Annotated in this window: 20 protein-coding genes and 1 tRNA gene; 12 read left to right on the forward strand and 9 right to left on the reverse strand. The window is 73.3% G+C overall.

What is annotated here, in order from left to right; all coding sequences use genetic code 11:
- Positions 1-149: 149 nt before the first annotated feature.
- Both ACFV4G_RS10065 and ACFV4G_RS10070 read right to left on the reverse strand, forming a co-directional pair.
- Positions 150-737, reverse strand: a complete 588-nt coding sequence (locus ACFV4G_RS10065; protein WP_359966250.1) for an NUDIX domain-containing protein — start codon at positions 735-737, stop codon at positions 150-152.
- Complete coding sequence (locus ACFV4G_RS10070; protein WP_380438458.1) at positions 734-2,308, reverse strand: zinc-dependent metalloprotease; 1,575 nt, start codon at positions 2,306-2,308, stop codon at positions 734-736. The genes ACFV4G_RS10065 and ACFV4G_RS10070 overlap by 4 nt, the downstream gene beginning before the upstream one ends.
- A gap of 199 nt (positions 2,309-2,507) precedes the next feature.
- Between ACFV4G_RS10070 and ACFV4G_RS10075 the strand changes: the two genes are divergently transcribed.
- From ACFV4G_RS10075 to ACFV4G_RS10090, 4 genes are all read left to right on the forward strand, one after another.
- A complete protein-coding gene (locus ACFV4G_RS10075; protein WP_380438460.1) occupies positions 2,508-3,656 on the forward strand; it encodes an NAD-dependent epimerase/dehydratase family protein in 1,149 nt (382 codons plus the stop codon).
- Between the two features lie 231 nt (positions 3,657-3,887).
- Complete coding sequence (locus tag ACFV4G_RS10080; RefSeq protein ID WP_380438462.1) at positions 3,888-4,328, forward strand: molybdenum cofactor biosynthesis protein MoaE; 441 nt, start codon at positions 3,888-3,890, stop codon at positions 4,326-4,328.
- A 187-nt stretch (positions 4,329-4,515) separates the two neighbouring features.
- A complete protein-coding gene (locus tag ACFV4G_RS10085; protein WP_380438464.1) occupies positions 4,516-4,707 on the forward strand; it encodes a hypothetical protein in 192 nt (63 codons plus the stop codon).
- A 42-nt stretch (positions 4,708-4,749) separates the two neighbouring features.
- Entirely contained in the window at positions 4,750-5,865 is a 1,116-nt protein-coding gene (locus tag ACFV4G_RS10090) for a PDZ domain-containing protein (RefSeq protein ID WP_380438466.1), read from the forward strand.
- Between the two features lie 48 nt (positions 5,866-5,913).
- Here ACFV4G_RS10090 and ACFV4G_RS10095 read toward each other — a convergent pair whose 3' ends face one another.
- Positions 5,914-6,492 (reverse strand): PPA1309 family protein, encoded by a 579-nt coding sequence (locus ACFV4G_RS10095; RefSeq protein ID WP_380438468.1) that lies wholly within the window; start codon positions 6,490-6,492, stop codon positions 5,914-5,916.
- A gap of 175 nt (positions 6,493-6,667) precedes the next feature.
- On the opposite strand from ACFV4G_RS10095, the gene ACFV4G_RS10100 reads away from it, so the two are divergent.
- The 3 genes from ACFV4G_RS10100 to ACFV4G_RS10110 all read left to right on the forward strand — a co-directional run bounded on the left by ACFV4G_RS10100 (position 6,668) and on the right by ACFV4G_RS10110 (position 12,131).
- Entirely contained in the window at positions 6,668-9,643 is a 2,976-nt protein-coding gene (locus ACFV4G_RS10100) for a UPF0182 family protein (protein ID WP_380438470.1), read from the forward strand.
- A 79-nt stretch (positions 9,644-9,722) separates the two neighbouring features.
- Positions 9,723-9,796 (forward strand) — tRNA-Met (locus ACFV4G_RS10105).
- A 358-nt stretch (positions 9,797-10,154) separates the two neighbouring features.
- Complete coding sequence (locus ACFV4G_RS10110) at positions 10,155-12,131, forward strand: tetratricopeptide repeat protein (RefSeq protein WP_380438472.1); 1,977 nt, start codon at positions 10,155-10,157, stop codon at positions 12,129-12,131.
- Between the two features lie 27 nt (positions 12,132-12,158).
- Here the strand turns inward: ACFV4G_RS10110 and ACFV4G_RS10115 are convergent, their stop codons facing one another.
- Positions 12,159-12,584: a Fur family transcriptional regulator gene (locus ACFV4G_RS10115; protein WP_380438474.1), complete on the reverse strand. Its 426-nt coding sequence runs from the start codon at positions 12,582-12,584 to the stop codon at positions 12,159-12,161.
- Between the two features lie 105 nt (positions 12,585-12,689).
- Between ACFV4G_RS10115 and ACFV4G_RS10120 the strand changes: the two genes are divergently transcribed.
- Positions 12,690-14,165, forward strand: coding sequence for a catalase (locus ACFV4G_RS10120; protein ID WP_380438476.1), 1,476 nt, complete (start codon positions 12,690-12,692; stop codon positions 14,163-14,165).
- 88 nt (positions 14,166-14,253) lie between these two features.
- Here ACFV4G_RS10120 and hisN read toward each other — a convergent pair whose 3' ends face one another.
- The 5 genes from hisN to ACFV4G_RS10145 form a co-directional block, all read right to left on the reverse strand.
- Positions 14,254-15,051, reverse strand: coding sequence for a histidinol-phosphatase (hisN, locus tag ACFV4G_RS10125; RefSeq protein ID WP_380438478.1), 798 nt, complete (start codon positions 15,049-15,051; stop codon positions 14,254-14,256).
- Positions 15,052-15,124: 73 nt separating this feature from the next.
- Positions 15,125-15,448 (reverse strand): DMT family transporter, encoded by a 324-nt coding sequence (locus ACFV4G_RS10130; protein WP_380438480.1) that lies wholly within the window; start codon positions 15,446-15,448, stop codon positions 15,125-15,127.
- Positions 15,449-15,580: 132 nt separating this feature from the next.
- Positions 15,581-16,636 carry a ribosome small subunit-dependent GTPase A gene (gene rsgA / locus ACFV4G_RS10135; RefSeq protein WP_380438482.1) on the reverse strand — a complete coding sequence of 352 codons (1,056 nt, stop codon included), beginning with the start codon at positions 16,634-16,636 and terminating at the stop codon, positions 15,581-15,583.
- A 15-nt stretch (positions 16,637-16,651) separates the two neighbouring features.
- The gene (gene aroA, locus ACFV4G_RS10140) at positions 16,652-17,983 is read right to left on the reverse strand and encodes a 3-phosphoshikimate 1-carboxyvinyltransferase (protein ID WP_380438484.1); all 1,332 of its coding nucleotides are present in this window, start codon (positions 17,981-17,983) and stop codon (positions 16,652-16,654) included.
- A 66-nt stretch (positions 17,984-18,049) separates the two neighbouring features.
- The gene (locus tag ACFV4G_RS10145) at positions 18,050-18,784 is read right to left on the reverse strand and encodes a M50 family metallopeptidase (protein WP_380438486.1); all 735 of its coding nucleotides are present in this window, start codon (positions 18,782-18,784) and stop codon (positions 18,050-18,052) included.
- A gap of 137 nt (positions 18,785-18,921) precedes the next feature.
- Between ACFV4G_RS10145 and ACFV4G_RS10150 the strand changes: the two genes are divergently transcribed.
- From ACFV4G_RS10150 to rsrA, 4 genes are all read left to right on the forward strand, one after another.
- Entirely contained in the window at positions 18,922-19,674 is a 753-nt protein-coding gene (locus ACFV4G_RS10150; RefSeq protein ID WP_380438488.1) for an SOS response-associated peptidase, read from the forward strand.
- 88 nt (positions 19,675-19,762) lie between these two features.
- Complete coding sequence (locus tag ACFV4G_RS10155) at positions 19,763-20,401, forward strand: alpha/beta family hydrolase (protein ID WP_380438490.1); 639 nt, start codon at positions 19,763-19,765, stop codon at positions 20,399-20,401.
- Between the two features lie 309 nt (positions 20,402-20,710).
- Positions 20,711-21,454 (forward strand): sigma-70 family RNA polymerase sigma factor, encoded by a 744-nt coding sequence (locus tag ACFV4G_RS10160; RefSeq protein WP_308130030.1) that lies wholly within the window; start codon positions 20,711-20,713, stop codon positions 21,452-21,454.
- Positions 21,451-21,855: a mycothiol system anti-sigma-R factor gene (gene rsrA / locus ACFV4G_RS10165; RefSeq protein WP_380438493.1), complete on the forward strand. Its 405-nt coding sequence runs from the start codon at positions 21,451-21,453 to the stop codon at positions 21,853-21,855. Before ACFV4G_RS10160 ends, rsrA begins: the two co-directional genes overlap by 4 nt.
- The last annotated feature ends 123 nt before the right edge of the window (positions 21,856-21,978 follow it).

Raw genomic sequence — 21,978 nt, forward strand, 5'->3', positions numbered from 1 at the left:
TCTTGGGTGGGGGGGGGTGTTTGCTCTTGGCGGAGGGGGGGTCGGTGGCGGTCTTCGGCGGTTCCTTGGCGACCCCGTACTGGTCGGGTGGGCGGCCGGGGGGGGGGTGGCGGTAGCGGCGCCCCCCCCCCCCTTCCGGTTGTCGCACCTCAGCTCGTGAGCCGCCTCGCCCGCGCGACGAGGTCGCGCACCGAGTGGTCGGTCAGCTCGGGCAGGCCGTCGTAGTCGAACCAGCGCAGGTCGAGCGACTCCTCGCTGATCAGTGCCTGCGCGCCGGCCGGGGCCAGCGCGATGTACTGGACGTCCAGGTGGGTGTTCTCCGGCCGGTCCTTGCCGGTGCAGCGGACCTGGTGCCGGTCGAGCTTGGCCGGGGCGGGCCGGCCGTCGACGGCGAGCAGGGTGAGGTCCGGGATGCCGGACTCCTCGACGGCCTCGCGCAGCGCGGCCGACGCGAGGTCGGCGTCGCCCGGCTCGCAGTGCCCGCCCATCTGCAGCCACAGGCCGACCTTGGGGTGCAGGGTGAGCAGCACCCGCCCGGCCGCCGGGTCGACGACCGCGGCGCTCGCGGTGATGTGGGCGGGCAGGCAGGAGCGGTACAGGCCCTCGGGCTGCGCGTGCAGGTGTTCCAGGTAGTCCAGCCGCAGCTGTTCCTGGTCCTGGTCGGCGGGCCGCCACCGGGTCAGGGTGCCGACGGCGTCCGCGTGCAGGGCGGACGCCCCCGGGTCGGTGGCGGTCATGCGGTGGGCTCGCCCTTTCCGTCGGTGCCGTCCTGCTCGGGCCCGTTCTGCTTGGGCCCGTCCTGCTCGGGCCCGTCGTTCTCGGGGGTGTCGCCCTTGGTGAGGCTCGTGGTGCCGCCGGCCGCGGCCTCGCCGAGCAGCTTGTCGAGCGCGTCGAAGTCGATGCCGCCCTCCAGGTCGCCGGACGCGCCGCGGTGCACGAAGGCGTCCGGGTCGTCGAGGTCGGCGGCGGTGGGCAGCATGTCGGGGTGCTGCCAGAGGGCGTCGCGGCCCTCGACGCCGCGCGCGTCGGCGAGCAGCGCCCAGAGCCGGGCGGCGTCGCGCAGGCGGCGCGGGCGCAGCTCCAGGCCGACGAGGGTGGCGAAGGTCTGCTCGGCGGGGCCGCCGGCGGCGCGGCGGCGGCGGACGGTCTCGCGCAGGGCTCCGGCCTGGGGCAGGTGGGGCTCGGCGGCGGTGTGGACGACGGCGTCGACCCAGCCCTCGACGAGGGCGAGCGCGGTCTCCAGGCGGGCGAGGGCGGCCTTCTGCTCGGGGGTGTCCTCGGGCTGGAGGAGGCCGCCGGCGAGCGCTTCCTGGAGCGCCTCGGGGTTGGTGGGGTCGAGCTGGCCGACGAGTTCCTCCATGCGGGAGGTGTCGACCTTGATGCCGCGGGCGTAGGCCTCGACGGCGCCCAGCAGGTGGGCGCGCAGCCACGGCACGTGGGCGAAGAGGCGCTGGTGGGCGGCCTCGCGCAGGGCGAGGTAGAGGCGGACCTCCTCGGCGGGCACGCTGAGGCCCTCGCCGAACTCGGCGACGTTCTGGGGCAGCAGCGCGGCCTTGCCGGCCGGGGCGAGGGGCAGGCCGATGTCGGTGGAGCCGACGACCTCGGCGGCGAGGGCGCCGAGGGCCTGGCCGATCTGGGTGCCGAACATGGCGCCGCCCATGGAGCGCATCATGCCCATGAGGGGGCCGGCCATGGCCTGCATCTCCTCGGGCAGGACGCCGCCCATGGCGGTGCCGACGCGTTCGGCGACGGGGTCGACGAGGTCCTTCCAGACCGGGAGGGTGGCCTCGATCCACTCGGCGCGGCTCCAGGCGACGGCGGTGCCGGCGCCGGAGGGGAACTCGGTGGCGCCGTCGAGCCAGAGGTCGGCGAGCCGGACGGCCTCGGCGACGGCGGAGCGCTCGGCGGCGCTGACCGAGCGGTCCTTGCTCTTGCCCTCGGCGGGTTCGGCGACGACGGTCTGGCGGGCGATGTTCGTGGCGAGGTCCCAGTTCACCGGGCCGCCCTCGAAGGAGAGCATCTGTCCGAGCTGCTGGAACGCGGCGCCGAGGTCGCCCGGGTTGAGGCCGCCGAACATCGCGGCGAACGGGTTGTCGCCCGCGCCGGGGGCGCCCGGGGTGCCGGGGGCGCCGGGCATCCCGAACAGCGCGCCGAAGGGGTTGCCGGCGCCGAAGCCGAAGGGCTGGGGGCCGCTCTGGTCGGCGCCCTGCGAGCCCTGGTCCTTCTTCTTCTGCTCGTCGTCGGGCTTGGCCTTGCCGTCCTCGGGCTCCTCGGGCGGAACGCCGAATCCGAAGGGAAGGTCGCTCACGGGGTCCTCGATCCGGTCGGCCGTCATACGGGTGTGGCGGGAAATCCTGCGGGCCCGGGGCGGCGGCGGAGTGGGGACTCGCGAGCGGCTCCCGCGCGGCGGGCCCGCGCCGGGTGCACCGCGGGGCCTTCGCCTCGGGCAGGATGGACGTACGTGACACACGTACGTACGCACATAAGCTAACCGTGGAGGATGGCCGGTGAGTTCCCCGCCCTCGGACGTTCGCTCTGGGCTGACCGGAGGCGAGGACGCCCCGGACACCACGGCGTCGCCGCCTCCAGCCTACGGCGGACGGCCGGTCGTCGTGGCCGTCACGGGGGCCGCGGGGGTGCTCGGCGAGCGGGTCGCGGCCCGCCTGGTGGCCTCCCCGCACGTGAAGAAGGTCCTCGCGGTGGACGACCGGCGCGGTGACGTGCCGGGCGTGCAGTGGCGGGTGCTGGACGTGCGGGATCCGGCGGTCGCCGAGCGGCTGGCCGGGGTCGACGTCGTGGTGCACCTGGCGATGGACTTCGGCATGGAGTCCGATCCGCGGGCCCGCAGCGCCTACAACGTCCGCGGCGCGCAGACCGTGCTGACCGCCGCCGCGGCGGCCGGGGTGCACCGGGTGGTGCTGTGCACGTCGGCGATGGTCTACGGCGCGCTGGCCGACAACGAGGTACCGCTGGCCGAGGACTCCGAGCTGCGGGCGACGGAGGAGGCCTCGCTGGTCGGGGACCTCCTGGAGATCGAGCGCCTGGCCCGGCGGGCGCCGCGCGCCCACCCGGGGCTGCAGGTGACGGTGCTGCGCCCGGCGGTCGTGGTGGGTCCGGGCGTGGACACGGTGCTGACCCGGCACTTCGAGGCGCCCCGGCTGCTGGTGGTGGCCGGTTCGCGGCCGTGCTGGCAGTTCTGCCACGTGGACGACCTGGCGATGGCGCTGGAGTACGCGGCGCTCGGCCTGGTCGAGGGCGAGGTGACGGTCGGCTGCGACGGCTGGCTGGAGCAGGAGGACGTGGAGCGGCTGTCCGGCATCCGCCGGATGGAGCTGCCGGCCTCCCTGGCGCTCGGCACCGCGGCCCGGCTGCACCGTCTGGGCCTGACCCCGGCGCCGGCCGGGGACCTGGCCTACACGATGTACCCGTGGGTGGTGTCCGGCAGCCGGCTGCACGAGGCGGGCTGGCGTCCGGCCTGGACGAACGAGCAGGTGCTGGCGGAGCTGCTGGCGCAGGTGGCGGGCAAGCACGCGGTGGCCGGGCGGCGGCTGGGCGGCAAGGAGGCGGCGACCAGCCTGGGCGCGGCCGGGGCGACGGTGGCGCTGGTGGGCACGGCGGCGCTGGTGCGGCGGGCGCGCAAGCGGCGCCGCTTCTGAGGAGTCCGAGGGGGTGCCCACCGAGGGGGCGTCCGGCGTGGGGGCGTCCCGCGTCGGGACGTCCGGCGTGGGGACTTCCGGCAGGGGGACGTCCGGCAGGGCGGCTCGAGAGGGAGCCGGGCCCGGAGCGCGGGGTCGGCCGTCACCCCGACTTCTCACGATGCGAAATTCCCGGATCGTGATGCGGAAGCCCCTTGCCCGGGACCACCCCGGATGGGCAATCATGGGGTCATGTCCGAGAACCACGACCCCATCCGCCTGCTCGCCGTCCGCGACACCCCGCTCTCCCTGGACGAGGTGTACGAGGCGGTGGGCGACGACGCGGCCGGCGGCACGACCGTCTTCGTCGGGACGGTCCGTGACCACGACGGCGGCAAGTCGGTGGCCGCGCTGGAGTACAGCTGCCACCCCACGGCCGAGCAGGAGATGCGCCGCATCGCCGAGAAGATCGTCGCGGACTTCCCGGTCCGCGCGCTCGCCGCGGTGCACCGGATCGGCCGGCTGGAGATCACCGACAAGGCCGTGATCGTCGCGGTCTCCTGCGCCCACCGGGGCGAGGCCTTCGCCGCCGCGCGCCGGCTCATCGACGACCTCAAGCACGAGGTGCCGATCTGGAAGCACCAGGTCTTCGCCGACGGCGAGGAGGAGTGGGTCGGCGCCGGCAACTGCTGAACCCGCACGTTCCCAGCACGCGGAGCGTCAGGCGCGCCGCGGCCTCACCCGAACGGGTCCGGCCGCCCGCGCCGGATACTCCCCGGCAGTGAGCCGATCGGCGCTCCCGTAACCCGGACGGCGGTGATCGCGTTGTCCGCCGGAGTGGTTAATCTGCTCATAGACACGACGAGCTGGGAGTACTGACATGGGTGCGCTCGCCTGGTTGATCATTCCGGTTGCCGCCGTCCTGCTCGCCGCCGTGTGGGCGGGCTGGGCCCAGCGGGCGCCGAGGGCCACGGGGGACCCGGCCTCACTCGCCGAACACCGGCGGTTCATGGCCGCGATGGAACGCACGACCGCCGGCAGCGCCGGTTCGGGGGAGACCTCCGGCCGGTAGCCCGGGGGGCGCCGGTTCACCCGCGTCCCGTACTGTCGTGCCATGCCACGCCGCTCCGCGACGATGCTCGCCGCCACCCTGCTGCTCATAGCGCTGCTCTGCGTCTCGGTGCTGATGAAGGTGCCGTACACGGAGATGAGCCCGGGCCCGACGTACAACACGCTCGGCCAGCAGGGGGGCAAGCCGGTGATCACCATCACCGGGCGCGACTCGTACCCGACGACCGGGCACCTGAACATGACGACCGTGCAGGTCACCGGGGCCAAGTACGAGCCCAGCCTGGTGAACGCGGTGATCGGGTGGCTGCGCGACGACGTGATGGTGGTGCCGCACGACAACGTCTACCCCAAGGGGCAGTCGGACGCGGACGCGAAGAAGCAGAACGCCGAGGAGTTCGCCTCCTCCGAGGACAGCGCCCGCACCGCGGCGCTCAAGCAGCTGGGCATCCCGGTCGGCAACGACCTGATCGTCAAGACGGTCACCGCGGGCGCGCCCGCCGAGGGCCGGCTGCACGCGGGCGACCAGATCGTCGCCGTCGACGGCACCGCGGTGACGACGACGGACCAGGTGGCCGCGGGCGTCACCAAGCACAAGCCGGGCGAGTCGGTGGTCTTCACCGTCGTCCCGCGGCTCAAGGACACCTCGGGCAACGGCGCCGCGGACCCGGCGGCCCGCACCGACGTCACCGTCCCGACCGTGGCGGCCAGGGACCTCGACCCGAAGGCCCCGGCCGAGCGCGCCGGCCTCGCGGTGGTCGGCATCGGCACCGGGATCCGGCACACCTACCCGTTCCAGATCGACATCGGCCTGCAGGACGTGGGCGGGCCGAGCGCCGGCCTGATGTTCTCGCTCGGCATCATTGACAAGCTGACCCCGGGCGGCGACCTCACCGGCGGCAGGTTCGTCGCGGGCACCGGCACCATCGACGACGACGGCAAGGTCGGGCCGATCGGCGGGATATCGATGAAGATCATCGCCGCCCGCGACGCCGGCGCCGAGTACTTCCTCACCCCGTCCGGCAACTGCGCCGAGGCGGGCAAGAACGTCCCGTCCGGGCTGACCCTGGTCAAGACGGACACGCTGGACGGCGCGCTGAAGTCGCTGGAGCAGATCCGCTCCGGCCAGACCTCCGCGCTGCCGTCCTGCGCCGCGAAGTAGCGATCCGCCACGGCGGGCCCCGCCGTGCGGCAGGGCCCCGGAGGGCGGCTACGCGAAGGTCGCCAGCAGGGCCTCGGTCAGGCCGGGCACCAGGTCGGGGCCGGTCAGCACCTCGCGCGCGGTGTCCTTGGAGCGCAGCCGCAGCGCGATCTCCTTCTTGCCGTCGCGCAGCACGGCGGCGGTGATCCGCACCTCCTCGCGCTTGGGGTGGTTGGCCACCCACTCGGTGAGCTGGGCGTCGCTGGCGTTGCGCGGGCGGCTCTGCTCGGCGCCCGGCGGCAGCATGAGGCGCTCGACGACCAGGGCGCAGCCGGCGACGGCGTCGGGCCAGGCGATGGTGCCGAGGAACTTGTCGAGGGGGGTGCCGGCCGGGATCTCGTCCTGCTCGACGGGGGTGAGGCCGGCCGCGTCGTCGTCGGTGAGGCCGAGCTGCTTGGCGACCCGGGGGTCGGCCTTGCGCAGGGCGCCGGAGTCGACGAGGGCGAAGAGGCGGGCGGGCAGGTCCCAGCCGAGGGTGGCGGCGTACTCGTCGATCTCCAGGGCGGCGCGGGTGAGGGGGGTGGCCGCGGGGAGGGTGGAGACGTCGTCGGGGGAGTCGGGCTGGGGCGTGGCGGTGGCGTCGGACATGTCTCAATCCTCACACGCCGGGTGGGGCTTGCCGCGCCGGGCGGTGCGGGTGGTGTGGAGGAGCGGCGTCGTAACCGTCTGCTAACGGTGGGAACTCGGTCGGAGCCTGGTTAAGTTGCTCTGAAGACCGACCGACTCCAGACGACACAGCTGAGGTGCCACCGTGGTATTCCAGATGCCGGAACGCTCAGGGCCGGGTTTCCGGCGCAGGGTAGGTCCGCCCTCCCGGCGGGCGCGGGTGGCCCTGCTGACCCTGGGCGTGCTCGCGGTGCTGTTCCTGCTGTTCGTCATGTTCGCGGGTTTCTGGACGGACTGGCTGTGGTTCAGGTCGGTCCACTACGCGTCGGTGTTCACGACCCAGCTGTGGACGAAGGTCGGCCTGTTCGCGGTGTTCGGGCTGCTGATGGCGCTGATCGTCGGCTTCAACGTGTGGCTGGCGCACCGGCTGCGCCCGCCGCTGTCGGCGATGTCGGTGGAGCAGCAGAGCCTGGACCGCTACCGGGCGGGGCTGGCGCCGTTCAAGCGCTGGGCGCTGATCGGCGTGTCGCTGGTGATCGGCCTGGTGGCGGGGGCGGCGGCGTCGGGGCAGTGGCGCACGTGGCTGATGTGGACGAACGCGACGTCCTTCGGCGAGAAGGACGCGCAGTTCGGCATGGACGTGTCGTTCTACGCCTTCGACCTGCCGTTCTACGAGTTCGTGCTGGGCTTCGCGTTCAGCGCGGTGATCGTGTCGCTGCTGACCTCGGTGCTGGTGCACTACCTGTACGGCGGGCTGCGGCTGCAGGGGCCCGGCCGGCGGGCGAGTGCGGGGGCGCAGGGGCACCTGGCGGTGCTGCTGGGCGTGTTCGTGCTGCTGAAGGCGGTGGCGTACTGGCTGGACCGGTACGCGCTGGCGGTCAAGACCGGCTCGTACAAGGGTGTTTCGGGCTGGACGGGCCTGCGGTACGTGGACGCGAACGCGTTCCTGCCGGCGAAGACGATCCTGTTCTTCGTGGCGATCATCTGCGCGGTGCTGTTCTTCCTGACGCCGGTGCGGCGCACGTGGGCGCCGGCGCTGATCGGTCTGGGGCTGATGGTGCTGTCGGCGGTGCTGATCGGCGGGGTGTACCCGGCGATCGTGCAGCAGTTCCAGGTGAAGCCGAACGAGCAGGCCAAGGAGACGCCGTACATCCAGAAGAACATCGACGCGACGCGTCGGGCGTACGGCATCGCGGACGCGCAGACGTCGCAGTACACCCCGCAGGGGTCGACGACGGCGGACGCGCTGAAGCCGGACGCGCAGACGATCGCCGACATCCGCCTGCTGGACCCGAACATCGTGTCGCCGACGTTCCAGTCGATCGAGCAGCAGCGCAACTACTACGCGTTCCCGAACACGCTGGACGTGGACCGCTACGGCGCGGGCACGGACAAGCAGGACACCGTGATCGGCCTGCGCGAGCTGGACCTGAACGGCGTGCAGCGCAACTGGATCAACGACCACTTCAAGTACACGCACGGCTACGGCGCGGTGGTCGCCAAGGGCAACCAGGTCAACGACAAGGGCCAGCCGGTGTTCACCGAGTCGGGCCTGCCGGCGACCGGGGCGCTCGGCGACTACCAGCAGCGGGTCTACTACGGCGAGAAGACGACGACGTACTCGATCGTCGGCGGCTCGAACCAGGAGATCGACTACACGACCGAGACCGGCGAGAACAAGCAGTACCAGTACACCGGCAACAGCGGTGTCTCGCTGGACAATCCGCTCACCCGGGCCGCGTACGCGGTGCGCTTCGCCGAGCCGCAGATGCTGTACGCGGGGGCGATCACCGACGGCGCGAAGGTGATCTACAACCGGACGCCGAAGGAGCGGGTGGAGAAGGTCGCCCCGTGGCTGTCGATCGATGCCGACCCGTACCCGGTGGTGCAGGACGGCCGGGTGGTGTGGGTGCTGGACGGCTACACGACGTCCGACGGCTACCCGTTCGCGTCGAAGACGACGCTGGGCACGGCGACGAAGGACTCGCTGACCAACCAGCGCGGCGAGCTGCTGTCGGTGGCCAACAAGGTCAACTACATCCGCAACTCGGTGAAGGCCACGGTCGACGCGTACACCGGCGAGGTGAAGCTCTACCAGTGGGACGACAACGACCCGGTGCTGAAGACGTGGATGAAGGCGTTCCCGGGCACGGTCGAGCCGAAGGCGGACATCCCGGCGACGCTGCTGCCGCACCTGCGCTACCCGCAGGACATGTTCAAGGTGCAGCGCGACCTGCTCGGCCAGTACCACGTGACGGACGCCAACTCGTTCTTCAACGGCAGTGACATCTGGCAGGTCCCGGTGGACCCGACGAGCGACACCAAGCAGGTGCAGCCGCCGTACTACCTGACGCTGCGCATGCCGGACCCGGAGGTGACGTCGGCGAGCTTCTCGCTGACGACGACGTTCGTGCCCAACGGCCGGGACAACCTGGCGGCGTTCATGGCGGTCGACGCCGATCCGGGCCCGGACTACGGGAAGATCCGGATCCTGAAGGTGCCGGGCGACAGCAAGACGCTCGGCCCGAACCTGGTGCAGTCGCAGTTCAACTCCCGCCCCGAGGTGGCGCAGCAGATCACGCTGCTGAAGAGCGGCGGCGACTCGGACCTGGAGTACGGGAACCTGCTGACGCTGCCGGTGGGCGGCGGGCTGCTCAACGTCGAGCCGGTGTACGTGCGCGGGCGCGGCGCCAAGTACCCGACGCTGCAGAAGGTCCTGGTGGTGTACGGGAACGACAACGTGGCGTTCGAGAACACGCTGGAGGAGGCGCTGCGCAAGGTGTTCGCGGGGGCCGCGCCGGCGACGACGCCGACGGCGCCGAGCACTCCGGGCAATCCGGCGAACCCGGGGACCCCGGCGAACCCGGGCACGTCGACGGGTCCGACGACGCCGCAGCCGGGCGGGACGATCTCGCCGGAGCTGCAGAAGGCGCTGTCGGACGCGGAGAAGGCGTACAACGACGGCCAGACGGCGTTCAAGAACGGCGACTGGGTGGCGTACGGCAACGCGCAGAAGGCGCTGGGCGACGCCTTGAAGGCCGCCGACGCGGCCCGTTCCGGCGCTCCGGCGCCGGCCGCCCCGAGCGGCGGCCCGTCCGCCACCGCGGGCGGGTCGCCGAGCCCGAAGCCGTGAGCCGCCGGGCCCGCGCCCGCTGAGCTGCGGCAACCGATTTCGGTTCCGCCCCGCGTCCGTGCTACTGTTGAGTCACCGACGCGGGGTGGAGCAGCTCGGTAGCTCGCTGGGCTCATAACCCAGAGGTCGCAGGTTCAAATCCTGTCCCCGCTACTCAGTAGTGACAGAGGCCCGGAGGATTCGTCCTCCGGGCCTCTGGCGTTTTCGCTCCGAAGCGGCGGGAACCGCTCCGGTACTATCGACCGTCGCCAACGATGACGGCACCGGGTTTGTGGGGTTGAAGTGTCGGGAAATCGACAAAGCGCCGAAGCAATTTCGTCGGCTTCGGGGCAGCCCCGCCCGAATTCGGCCGGGGCAGGTGTACGCGGGTTGCGGGTGGTGCGACGATGGGACACATGGGGGACGGTGCACGGCTGCTGACCAGCCGTCGGGTCCGGCGCTTCCCCTGGAGGACCCCCCGGCCGGTGGCTGGGGGAGGATGCCGCGACACTCTGGGGGAGCGGGAGTCCGGATGAGGCTGATCGGCAAGAACGGGCCAGGTGCCAGGTCCGGCGCCGCCACCGAGGCGGACACCGACGCCTGGGCGGAGAGCCCCGAGAGCCGTCCCGGCGCCCTGCCCGCCCAGCGCACCGGCGGCCTCGCCGAGCGCCGCGCGGCCGGCTGCGGCCCCGACAGCCTCGTCCACGTGCCCACCCGTCAGTTCACCTCCGCCGTCGGGCCGTACGGCGAGTCCGCCGACGGCTCCGGCGGCGCCCACGGCGGCGGCGCCCTCGACCCGGCGGGCCTGGACACCACCAGCTTCGAGACCGCGCTGGCCGCCCGCGAGCAGGCCGCGCTGGAGGCCCGGCACCGCCGCGCCGCCGAGGAGGGCGACCCGGACGCCGCCTCCCGGCTCGGCACGCTGCTGCTGCGCCGCGGCGAACTGGAGGACGCCGAGCCGTACCTGCGCGCCGCCGCCGCGGCCGGGGTCCGCGCCGCCTCCAACAACCTGGGCGTGCTGCTGCACCAGCAGGGCCACCGCGCCGAGGCCGCCCAGTGGTGGCGCCAGGCCGCCGTCGCCGGCAGCGCCCCCGCCGCGCACGCGCTCGGCCTCCAGCTGCGCGACCAGGGCGAGGAGGAGGCCGCCGAGTACTGGCTGCACTTCGCCGCCGACCACGGCCACCCGCTCGGTGCCTACGCGCTCGGCGACCTGATGGAGCACCGGCGCGACGTCCGCGCCGAGCGCTGGTTCAAGGTGTCCGCCGACGCCGGCCACCGCGAGGCCGCCTACCGGCTGGCCCGGATGCGCGAGGCCGCCGGCGACAAGGACACCGCCGAGACCTGGTACCGCACCGCCGCCGCCCGCAGCCACGCCCGGGCCGCGCTGCGCCTGGGCGTGCTGCTGGAGGAGCGGGCCGGAGCCGACCAGGCGCTGCTGGACGAGGCCGCCCGCTGGTACCGGCAGTCCGCGCAGAACGGCGAGCCGCGGGCCGCGTGCGCGCTCGGCTTCCTGCTGCGCGACTCCGGGGACGTCGCGGCCGCCGCCGAGTGGTGGCAGGAGGCCGCCGAGGCCGGGGACGGCAACGCCGCCAACGCGCTCGGCGCGCTGCACGCGAGCCGCGGCGAGGCCAAGGAGGCCGAGCACTGGTACCGCGGCGCGCTGGACGCGGGCGACCACAACGGCGCCTTCAACCTCGGGCTGCTGTGCGCCGGCACCGGCCGTGAGCAGCAGGCCGAGCAGTGGTACCGGCGGGCCGCGTACGCCGGGCACCGGGAGGCGTGCAACGCGCTGGCCGTGGTGCTGCTCCAGCGCGGCGACGAGTCCGGCGCCGAGCCGTGGTTCTCCAAGGCGGCCGAGGCGGGCAGCGTCGACGGCGCGTTCAACCTCGGCGTGCTGCACGCCGGGCGCGGCGAGCACCAGCAGGCGCAGGAGTGGTACGCGCGGGCCGCCGCCGAGGGCCACGGCGAGGCGGCGCTGCAGCTCGCGGTCGCCCAGGAGCAGCGCGGCAACCTGGCGGGCGCGCTGGAGCGCTACCGGCAGGCGGCGGCGGGCGGTTCGGCCGAGGGCGCGTTCCGGCTGGCGTCGGTGCTGGACCGGCGGGGCGAGGCGGACGCGGAGGCCGAGCACTGGTACGCGGTGGCGGCGGACGCCGGGCACCGCCGGGCGCAGGTGCGCATGGGCGTGCGGGCGGCCGAGCGCGGCGCGCTGGAGATCGCCGAGAGCTGGTACCGGCGGGCGGCGGAGGCCGGGAGCCGCAGTGCGGCGTTCAACCTGGGGCTGCTGCTGGCCCGGCAGGACAGCGAGGCCGAGGCGATGCTCTGGTACACCCGGGCGGCGGACGCCGGGCACGGGCGGGCGGCGCTGCGCCTGGCGCTGCTGGCGCTGCGGCGGGGGGAGCCGGTGCAGGCGGAGAACTGGTGCCGCCGGGCGGCCGACTACGGGCCGGCGGAGGTGGCGGAGCGGGCGGGGCGGCTGCTCGGGGCGCTGCACGCGGAGCTGAGCGCGTAGCGGCTCCGGGCTGAGCGGTGGCGTGGCCTAGCGGGCCGGCGCGTGCGTACAGTCCGGACAGAGCCCGCGGTAGGTGATCTCGGCGCCGGAGAGGACGAAGCCGAAGCGCTCGGTGGCGGGCAGGGCGGCGAGCGGGTCGCCGTGGGGGTGGACGTCGCGGATCGCGCCGCAGCCCGAGCAGACCAGGTGCTGGTGGGCGTGGCGGGCGTTGGGGTCGTAGCGCTTGGCGCGGCCGTCGGTGGCGACCTCCAGGACCTCGCCGAGGGCGACGAGTTCGCCGAGCGTGTTGTAGACGGTCGCGCGGCTGATCTCGGGCAGGTGCCGGGCGGCGCGGGCGTGCACCTCGTCGGCGGTGAGGTGGACGTGTTCGCCGTCGAGGACCTCGGCCACGACCCGGCGCTGCGAGGTCAGGCGCCACCCACGTCCGCGAAGTCGTTCCAGCAGGTCGCTCATGCGCACCAGAGTAGGTCACGCTCTGAGATTGGTGCCAGTATTGACTTAGACAAAGTCCAAGTTAGGATCGAGTCCTCACGATCGGATCACGCGGAGGCTTCTCTCATGACGACCCAGGACGAGCTGCGCCCCACCCTCACCACGGAGGCGGGCGCCCCCGTCGCCGACAACCAGAACACCGAGACGGCGGGTGTCGGCGGCCCGGCGCTCATCCAGGACCAGCTACTGTTCGAGAAGCTCGCGCACTTCAACCGCGAGCGCATCCCGGAGCGCGTGGTGCACGCCCGCGGCGCTGCGGCCTACGGCACCTTCACGGTGACGGCCGACGTGACGCCCTACACCCGGGCCGGCTTCCTCGCCGAGATCGGCAAGCAGACCGAGGTCTTCCTGCGCTTCTCCACCGTGGCCGGCAACCTCGGCTCCGCCGACGCGGTGCGCGACCCGCGCGGCTTCGCGCTGAAGTTCTACACCGAGGAGGGCAACTACGACCTCGTCGGCAACAACACCCCCGTGTTCTTCATCAAGGACGCGATCAAGTTCCCCGACTTCATCCACACCCAGAAGCGCGACCCGTACACCGGCTCGCAGGAGGCGGACAACGTCTGGGACTTCTGGGGCCTGTCGCCCGAGTCGACCCACCAGGTGACCTGGCTGTTCGGCGACCGCGGCATCCCGGCGACCTACCGCCACCTCAACGGCTACGGCTCGCACACCTTCCAGTGGCAGAACGAGGCCGGCGAGCACTTCTGGGTCAAGTACCACTTCAAGACCGACCAGGGCATCCGCAACCTCACCCAGGACGAGGCCAACCGCCTCGCCGGCGAGGACCCGGACAGCCACCAGCGCGACCTGCGCGAGGCGATCGAGCGCGGCGAGTTCCCGACCTGGACCGTGCAGGTCCAGATCATGCCGGCGGCCGACGCGGCGAACTACCGCTTCAACCCCTTCGACCTGACCAAGGTGTGGCCGCACGCGGACTACCCGCCGGTCGAGATCGGCAAGCTGGAGCTCAACCGCAACCCCGACAACGTCTTCGCCGAGGTCGAGCAGTCGATCTTCTCCCCGGCGCACTTCGTGCCCGGCATCGGCCCGTCCCCCGACAAGATGCTCCAGGGCCGCCTGTTCGCCTACGCGGACGCCCACCGCTACCGCGTCGGCATCAACGCCGACCACCTGCCGGTGAACCGCCCGCACGCCACCGCGGCGCGCACCAACAGCCGCGACGGCTACCTGTACGACGGCCGCCACGGCCGCCAGAAGAACTACGAGCCGAACAGCTTCGGCGGCCCGGTCGAGACCGGCCGCCCGCTGTGGGCCGCCACCGCCGTCACCGGCGCGACCGGCAACCACGTGGCGCCCTCGCACGCCGAGGACGACGACTTCGTGCAGGCCGGCAACCTCTACCGCCTCTACTCCGAGGACGAGAAGCAGCGCCTGATCGCGGGCCTGGCCGGCTTCATCGCCAAGGTCTCGGAGGACCGCGAGGACATCGTGGAGCGGGCCGTCGACAACTTCCGCAAGGCCGACGCCGACTACGGGCAGCGGCTGGAGGCGGCCGTCCGCGAGCTGCGCAAGAAGTAGCCGCGGGCTTGCCCCGGGAAAGACGGCGGGCCCCTCGACCAGCTCCCACTGGTCGAGGGGCCCGCGATCACGTCCGGGACGGGTCGCGTCAGACGCTCAGGCGCCGCAGCGTCTCCTCGTGCAGCAGGCCGTTGCTGGCGACGGCGTCCGCGCCGCCCGGGCCCGGGACGCCGTCCAGGCCGGTGAAGCGACCGCCGGCCTCCTCGACGATGATGCAGTTGGCGGCCATGTCCCAGAGCGACAGCTCGGGCTCGGCGGCGATGTCCACGGCGCCCTCGGCGACCATCATGTAGGACCAGAAGTCGCCGTAGGCGCGGGTGCGCCAGCAGGCCCGGGTGAGGTCGAGGAACGGGTCGAGGCGCCCGCGCTCCTCCCAGCCGGACAGCGAGGAGTAGGAGAAGGAAGCGTCCTCGATGCGCGAGACGCCGGAGACGTGGATCCGCGAGGCCTTGGCGAGGCTGCGGCCCGCGTAGGCGCCGAGGTCCTTGGCGGCCCACCAGCGGCGGCCGATCGCGGGGGCCGAGACGATGCCGACCACCGGGCGCCCGACGCCGTCCGGGCCGTCCTCCAGCAGGGCGATCAGGGTGGCCCAGACCGGCACGCCGCGGATGTAGTTCTTGGTGCCGTCGATCGGGTCGATCACCCAGCGGCGCGGGCCGGAGCCCTGGAGGCCGAACTCCTCGCCGAGGACGGCGTCGCGCGGGCGGGCGCGCTGCAGGATGCCGCGCACCAGTTCCTCGGCGGCCTTGTCGGCGTCGCTGACGGGGGTGAGGTCGGGCTTGGTCTCGACCGCGAGGTCGAGCGCGCGGAAGCGCTCCAGGGTGACCGAGTCGGCCGAGTCGGCGAGGACGTGGGCGAGTCGGAGGTCGTCGTGGTAGTCGGCCATGTCCGAAACCCTAGCGAGCCCGCCCGGATCGGGACAGCCGGGCTCACGGAGTGAACGCTCATCGGCCCGCGGCTCAATGGGTGGTGCCGCTGAGCTGCAGGCCGATGACGCCGGCGATCACCAGGGAGATCGAGACCAGCTTGAGCACCGACGTCGTCTCGTCCAGGAAGACCATGCCGTAGATGGCGGTGCCGGCCGCGCCGATGCCGGTCCACACCGCGTAGGCCGGACCGACCGGCAGGCTCTTGAGCGAGAGGGTCAGCAGGCCGAAGCTGCTGAGGGCGAACACGCAGAAGCTGATGGTGGGCCAGAGCCTGGTGAAGCCCTCGCTGAGCTTGAGGTTGATCGCGAAGCCGGTCTCCAGCAGGCCGGCCAGGATCACCAGGGCCCATGCCATCGCGTGCCCTCCCTGTCGATCGACGGGTCGGACCGCACAGTGGTCCGACTTTCCTATGATCGCCAGGGCGGCGCGGTCCGACACCTCGAACGGGCCACCGGCCTCGCCGGGACGCGGCGGGGCCGGGCGGGGTCAGTCGTCCTCGCGGGCCTCCTTGCTGGCCAGCAGGCGGCGCAGCGAGTAGAGCCGGGCGGCGTCGGCGTGGCCGTCGGCGACCCAGGCGTCCAGGGCGCAGTCCGGCTCGTCGTGGCTGCAGGCGCGCGGGCAGTCGACCGTGCCCGGCTCCAGGTCGGGGAAGGCGAGGATGACCCGGGACGGGTCGATGTGGGAGAGGCCGAAGGAGCGGAAGCCCGGGGTGTCGATCACCCAGCCCGAGTTCAGCGCCTTCTTGGAGCCGGCCTTGGCGCCCGGGGGCGGGGGCAGGCGCAGCGCGAGGGCCGAGACGGTGGTGTGCCGGCCGCGGCCGGTGACGGCGTTGACGTGGCCGGTCTGCCGTTGGCGGTCCGGGACGAGGGCGTTGACCAGGGTGGTCTTGCCGACGCCGGAGTGGCCGATGAACACGGTGGAGCGGCCGCGCAGGTGCTCGCGTACGGCCTCGGCGCCCGCGCTCTCCAGTTCGTCCCGGCGGGTGACGACGTAGTCGATGCCGAGCGGCGCGTAGGACTCCAGGAGCGTTTCGGCGGACGCGAGGTCGGCCTTGGTGAGCACGAGCAGGGGTTCCATGCCCGCGTCGTAGGCGGCCACCAGGCAGCGGTCGATCAGCCGGGGCCGGGGCTCCGGGTCGGCCAGGGCGGTGACGATGGCGAGCTTCTCGGCGTTGGCGACGACGATCCGCTCGTACGGGTCGTCGTCGTCCGCGGTGCGCCGCAGCACGGAGGTGCGTTCCTCGACCCGGACGATCCGGGCGAGGGTGTCGGCGTCCCCGGAGAGGTCGCCGACGATGTTGACGACGTCGCCGACGACGACGCCCTTGCGGCCCAGTTCGCGGGCCTTCATGGCGACGATCTGGCGTTCCTGCTTGGTCCCCGGGTCGATCAGGCAGGTGATCCGGCCGCGGTCGACGGTCAGCACCATCGCCTCGGCGGCGTCCTCGTGTTTGGGCCGGATCCGGGTCCGTGGCCGGGAGCCCCGGCGGGCGGGGCGGTTGCGGATGTCGTCCTCGTCGGCGTCCTTGCCGTAGCGGCGCATGGCTTCAGTCTCCGCTCAGGCGTCCGCCGCCGCTTCGCCGAGCAGGTCCGCCCACATGTTCGGGAAGTCGGGCAGGGTCTTGGCGGTGGTGGCCACGTTCTCGACCTCGACGCCGGGCACGGCCAGGCCGATGACGGCGGCGGCGGTGGCCAGGCGGTGGTCCTCGTAGGTGTGGAAGACGCCGCCGTGCAGCGGGCGGGGGCGGATGCGCAGGCCGTCCTCGGTCTCGGTGACGTCGCCGCCGAGGTCGTTGATCTCCTTGGCGAGCGCGGCGAGCCGGTCGGTCTCGTGCAGGCGCAGGTGGGCGATGCCGTAGAGGTGGGACTCGGAGTCGGCGAGCGCGGCGACGGCGGCGATCACCGGGGTGAGCTCGCCGACGTCGTGCAGGTCGGCCTCGATGCCGTGGATGCGGCCGGTGCCGGTGAACTGCAGGCCCTCGTCGGTGAACTCGCAGGCGCCGCCCATGCGGGAGTAGATCTCGCGCAGCTGGTCGCCGGGCTGGGTGGTGTGCTTGGGCCAGTCGCGGACGGTGACCCGGCCGCCGGTGACGAGCGCGGCGGCGAAGAACGGCGCGGCGTTGGACAGGTCGGGCTCGACGACCAGGTCGCGGCCGATCAGGGCGCCGGGGGTGACCCGCCAGACGTCCTTCTCGCCGCCGTCCTCGGGGGCGTCGACCTGGGCGCCGGCCAGGCGCAGCATCTCGACCGTCATCCGGATGTGGGGCAGCGACGGGACGGGGCCGCCGACGTGCCGGACCTCGACGCCGTGGTTGTAGCGGGCGCCGGACAGGAGCAGGGCGGAGACGAACTGGGAGGACGAGGAGGCGTCGAGCTCGACCGGGCCGCCGTCGAGGGCGCCGGTGCCGTGCACGGTGAGCGGGAAGGCGCCGCGGCCCTCGTCGTCGATGCGGGCGCCGAGGGCGCGCAGGGCGTTGATCACGCCGTGCTGGGGGCGCTCGTAGCTGCGCGGGTCGCCGTCGAAGTGGACCGGGCCGTCGGCGAGGACGGCGAGCGGCGGCAGGAAGCGCATGACGGTGCCGGCGTTGCCGACGTCGATGGACGCCGGGCCGAGCAGGGCGGGGGCGGGGATGACGCGCCACGCCTCGCCGCCGCCGGTGCCGCCGGAGTCGTTGTTGACCTTCTCCTCGATGCCGACGCCGAGGGCGCGCAGGCCGTCGGCCATCAGCTGGGAGTCGCGGCTGCGCAGCGGGCGGCGGACCCAGCCGGGCTCGTCGGCCAGTGCCGCCAGCACCAGGGCCCGGTTGGTGACCGACTTGGAGCCGGGGATGGTGACGGTGGCGTCAACGGGGGTGGTCGCGACGGGGGCGGGCCACAGGGTCTCGGTCATGGGGGCCAGTTTAGGGGCCGTACCGGAACGGCCCCCGCTGCGGCCGCATGCCGGGACTGTGGGGGTTCAGTGCAAGGGCTGGAGCAGCCAGCTCGCGCCGAGGGCGAGCGAGGCGAGGGCGACCAGCAGGAAGACGGTGACCCAGGCGAGGCCCGGGACGTGGGTGAGGCGGGCGAGCTGGTCGGCGTCGGAGTCGCGGGCCCAGCCGGTGCGGCGCTGGTGCTGGAGCTCCAGGACCGGGCGGACGGCGCCGAACAGGAGGAACCAGCAGCCGAGGTAGGCGAAACCGGCCTGGACCTGGGCGCTGCCGAACCAGGAGACGAGGAAGAAGGCGGCGCCGGCGACGAGGACGGTGAACAGGCCGTAGGCGTTGCGGATGCGCACCAGCAGGGCGAGGAGCAGCACGATCGCCAGCCACAGCAGCAGCGTGATGCGGTCGGCGGCGAGCAGGGCGGCGCAGCCGAGGCCGAGCAGGGCGGGGGCGGTGTAGCCGGCGGCGGCGGTGAGGACCATGCCGGGGCCGGTGGGGCGGCCGTAGGAGAGGGTGAGGCCGGAGGTGTCGGAGTGCAGCCGGATCCCGGCGAGCTTGCGGCCGGTGGCGAGGGCGGCGAGGCCGTGGCCGCCCTCGTGGGCGATGGTCACCGCGTTGCGGGTGACGTGCCACAGCGGGCGGGCGAGGACGGCGAGCAGGGCGAGCGCGCCGGTGGCGAGGACCAGCCAGCCGGGCGGGGCGGCCTGGGTGCCGGTCACCCGGTCCCACAGGTCGCCGAGGTCGTGTCCGGTCGTCGGGCTGGGGGTCATGGCGGGGTCTCGCCTCCGTTCGCTGTGCTGGGCCGTTCGGAGCAGCCTCCCATGCGGGGACGGGAGGGCGGGAGGCGGTGGTTCGCTGTTCGGGATGAAGAAGTGGTGAGACCCGGGGCCGTGGCAGAGTGGCCCGCATGTGCGGTCGCTTCGCCTCCAGCAGCAAGCCCGAGGACCTCCTCGACCTCTTCGGGGTCGAGCAGTGGGATCCGGAGGAGACCCTCGCGCCGAACTGGAACGTGGCGCCGACGAACAGCGCGTTCGTGGTGCTGGAGCGGATGTCGAAGGAGCGGCCGGGCGCGGTGCGCCAGCTGCGGGTGCTGCGCTGGGGCCTGGTCCCGCAGTGGTCGAACTCGGCCGAGACGGCGGTGAAGATGATCAACGCCAGGTCGGACACCGTGCACGAGAAGCCCTCCTACCGGCAGGCGTTCGCCTCCCGGCGGTGCATCCTGCCGGTGGACGGCTACTACGAGTGGCAGACGGTGCCCGCCGAGCGCGGCAAGCCGCGCAAGAAGCCGTTCTTCGTCTCCCGGACGGACGGCGCCCCGCTGGCGCTGGCCGGGCTGTACGAGTTCTGGCGCGACCGGACGGTGCCGGCCGGGCACCCGGCGGCCTGGCTGGTGACGTTCACGATCGTGACGACGGACGCGGAGCCGCTGCTCGCGCCGATCCACGAGCGGATGCCGCTGTTCCTCGACCCGTCCTCGTTCGACGAGTGGCTGGACCCGGGGCAGAGCGACCCGGACGGGCTGCGCCGGCTGCTGATACCCCCGCCGCCCGGCGCGCTGCGGGCCACCCCGGTGTCGCCGGCGGTGGGCAGCATCCGCAACAACGGCCCGGAGCTCAAGGAACCGTGGACCGAGGTCGAGTACGAGACCACGCTGTTCTGACCGTCCGTGCCGGCCGTTCGTCCCGACCGTCCGCGCTGTTCTGACCAACCGAGTTGCGGATCCGTGCCGTTCCGAGAGGGAGCCACCGTTGACGACCACCGAACTCGTCCCCACCGAGGCCGGGGACGCCCGGATCACCTACCACCGGGCGGCAGCCCCGAAGGCGCTGCTGGCCCTCGGGCACGGCGCGGGCGGCGGGACCGGCGCGCGGGACCTCGTCGCGCTGGCCGCGGCGCTGCCGCCGCGCGGGATCACCGTGGCGCTGGTGGAGCAGCCGTGGCGGGTGGCCGGGAAGAAGCTCGGCCCGGCGCCGCGGACGCTGGACCTCGGCTGGCGGCCGGTGGCCGAGCGGCTGGCCGGGCAGGGCCTGCCGCTGGTGGTCGGCGGGCGCAGCGCCGGGGCGCGGGTGGCGTGCCGCACGGGCGCGGTGAGCGGGGCGGTGGGCGTGGTGGCGCTGGCGTTCCCGCTGCACCCGCCGGGCAAGCCGGAGAAGAGCCGGGCGCAGGAGCTGCTGGAGTCGGGGCTGCCGACGCTGGTGGTGCAGAGCGCGGCGGACCCGTTCGGCGGGCCGGCCGAGTTCCCGGAGCTGCCGCGGGGCCACGCGCTGGTGGAGGTGCCGTACGGCAGCCACGGCTTCGAGGTGCCGAAGCGGGCCCCGGTGGGGCAGGACGAGGTGCTGGAGCTGATCTGCGGGGCGGTCGGGGACTGGGTGCTCGGGCTGCTGTGAGCGCGGGACCGGCGGTGAGCTGCGGTTTTCCCCGGGCGCTCCGTTCGCTCACCCGTGCGGGTGAAAGCCGCGCGGGGCCGGGAATGCGGGCGGGGGCCCTGTGGTTGACACCCTCGTCAGCAGATTAACGGGTGAGAGGCAGGGCAGATGGGTTCGATCGCGTGCCCGGAGCGGCCGGAGGAGCGAGAGGCCGCCACGGCGTTCGCTCCCGCCTGGTCCGACTGGATAGTCGCGGGCGAGAAGCCCGTCAGCCCGATATCCTCCATTTCGGGGCGGCCCGCCGTGGGCCGTGCGCGCCATGCCGAGGAGGTGGGTCCGGTCGTCGGGACCGAGCACGAGGCCGAACCCGGCCGTGGCCCGGATGAGGGCCGGCCCGAGGGCGAGGCGCTCACCGGTGAGGAACTGGCCGAGGCGATCGGTGAGGACACCTTCCGGGTGTCGGCCGAGGAGACCGAGGAGGCCCGGCGGGAGCGCTTCGAGCGCGACGCCCTGGGCTACCTGGATCCGATGTACTCGGCCGCGCTGCGCATGACGCGCAACCCGGCGGACGCGGAGGACCTGCTCCAGGAGGCGTTCGCCAAGGCGTACGCGTCGTTCCACCAGTTCCGCGAGGGCACGAACCTCAAGGCCTGGCTGTACCGCATCCTCACCAACACCTTCATCAACTCGTACCGCAAGAAGCAGCGGGAGCCCCAGCGCACCGCCGCCGAGGAGATCGAGGACTGGCAGCTGGCGCGCGCCGAGTCGCACATGTCGACGGGGCTGCGCTCGGCCGAGACCCAGGCCCTGGACCACCTCCCCGACAGCGACGTGAAGGACGCCCTCCAGGCCATCCCGGAGGAATTCCGGATCGCCGTGTACCTCGCGGACGTCGAAGGCTTTGCGTACAAGGAGATCGCGGACATCATGGGTACTCCCATCGGTACGGTGATGTCCCGGCTGCACCGCGGCCGTCGTCAGCTGCGCGGCATGCTGGAGGACTACGCCCGTGAGCGCGGGCTCGTCCCGGCCGGCAGCGGGGCAGGGCAGGAAGCGAAGGGCTCGGGCTCATGAGCTGCGGCGATCCGCACGACACCGAGTGTGGCGAGGTCCTCGACCACCTCTACGAATTCCTCGACAACGAGATGGCCGAGGGCGACTGCGCCAAGCTGCGCGTGCACTTCGAGGAGTGCTCGCCGTGCCTGCGCCAGTACGGCCTGGAGCAGGCGATCAAGGCGCTGATCAAGCGTTCCTGCGGCTGCGACGACACCCCGGCCGACCTGCGCAGCAAGGTGCTGGCCAGGATCGACTCGATCCGCGCCGGGCAGCGCTCGGGCGAGCAGGTCGTGGTGGCCGTCGAGGCCACGGTCGAGATCCACGCGGAGACGGCGCGGCCGGTCCCCGAGGTGGGCGACGCGCCGCAGCCGGGCGTGCGCCCCGGTGCGCCGGTCGAGGCCGGCGCCCAGGCGGAGTAACCGGCCGGGCCCGCCGGCGAGGGCGGGCCGGACGGTCCGGACACGGAGTCCAGGGGGGGGCGCGGGGGCGGGGTGCGCCGGCGGGCCGCCGCGCGAGTAGTGGGTGACGACGCCCCAACGCGC

The sequence above is a fragment of the Kitasatospora sp. NPDC059747 genome (genome assembly GCF_042732955.1).
Classification (GTDB): Bacteria; Actinomycetota; Actinomycetes; order Streptomycetales; family Streptomycetaceae; genus Kitasatospora.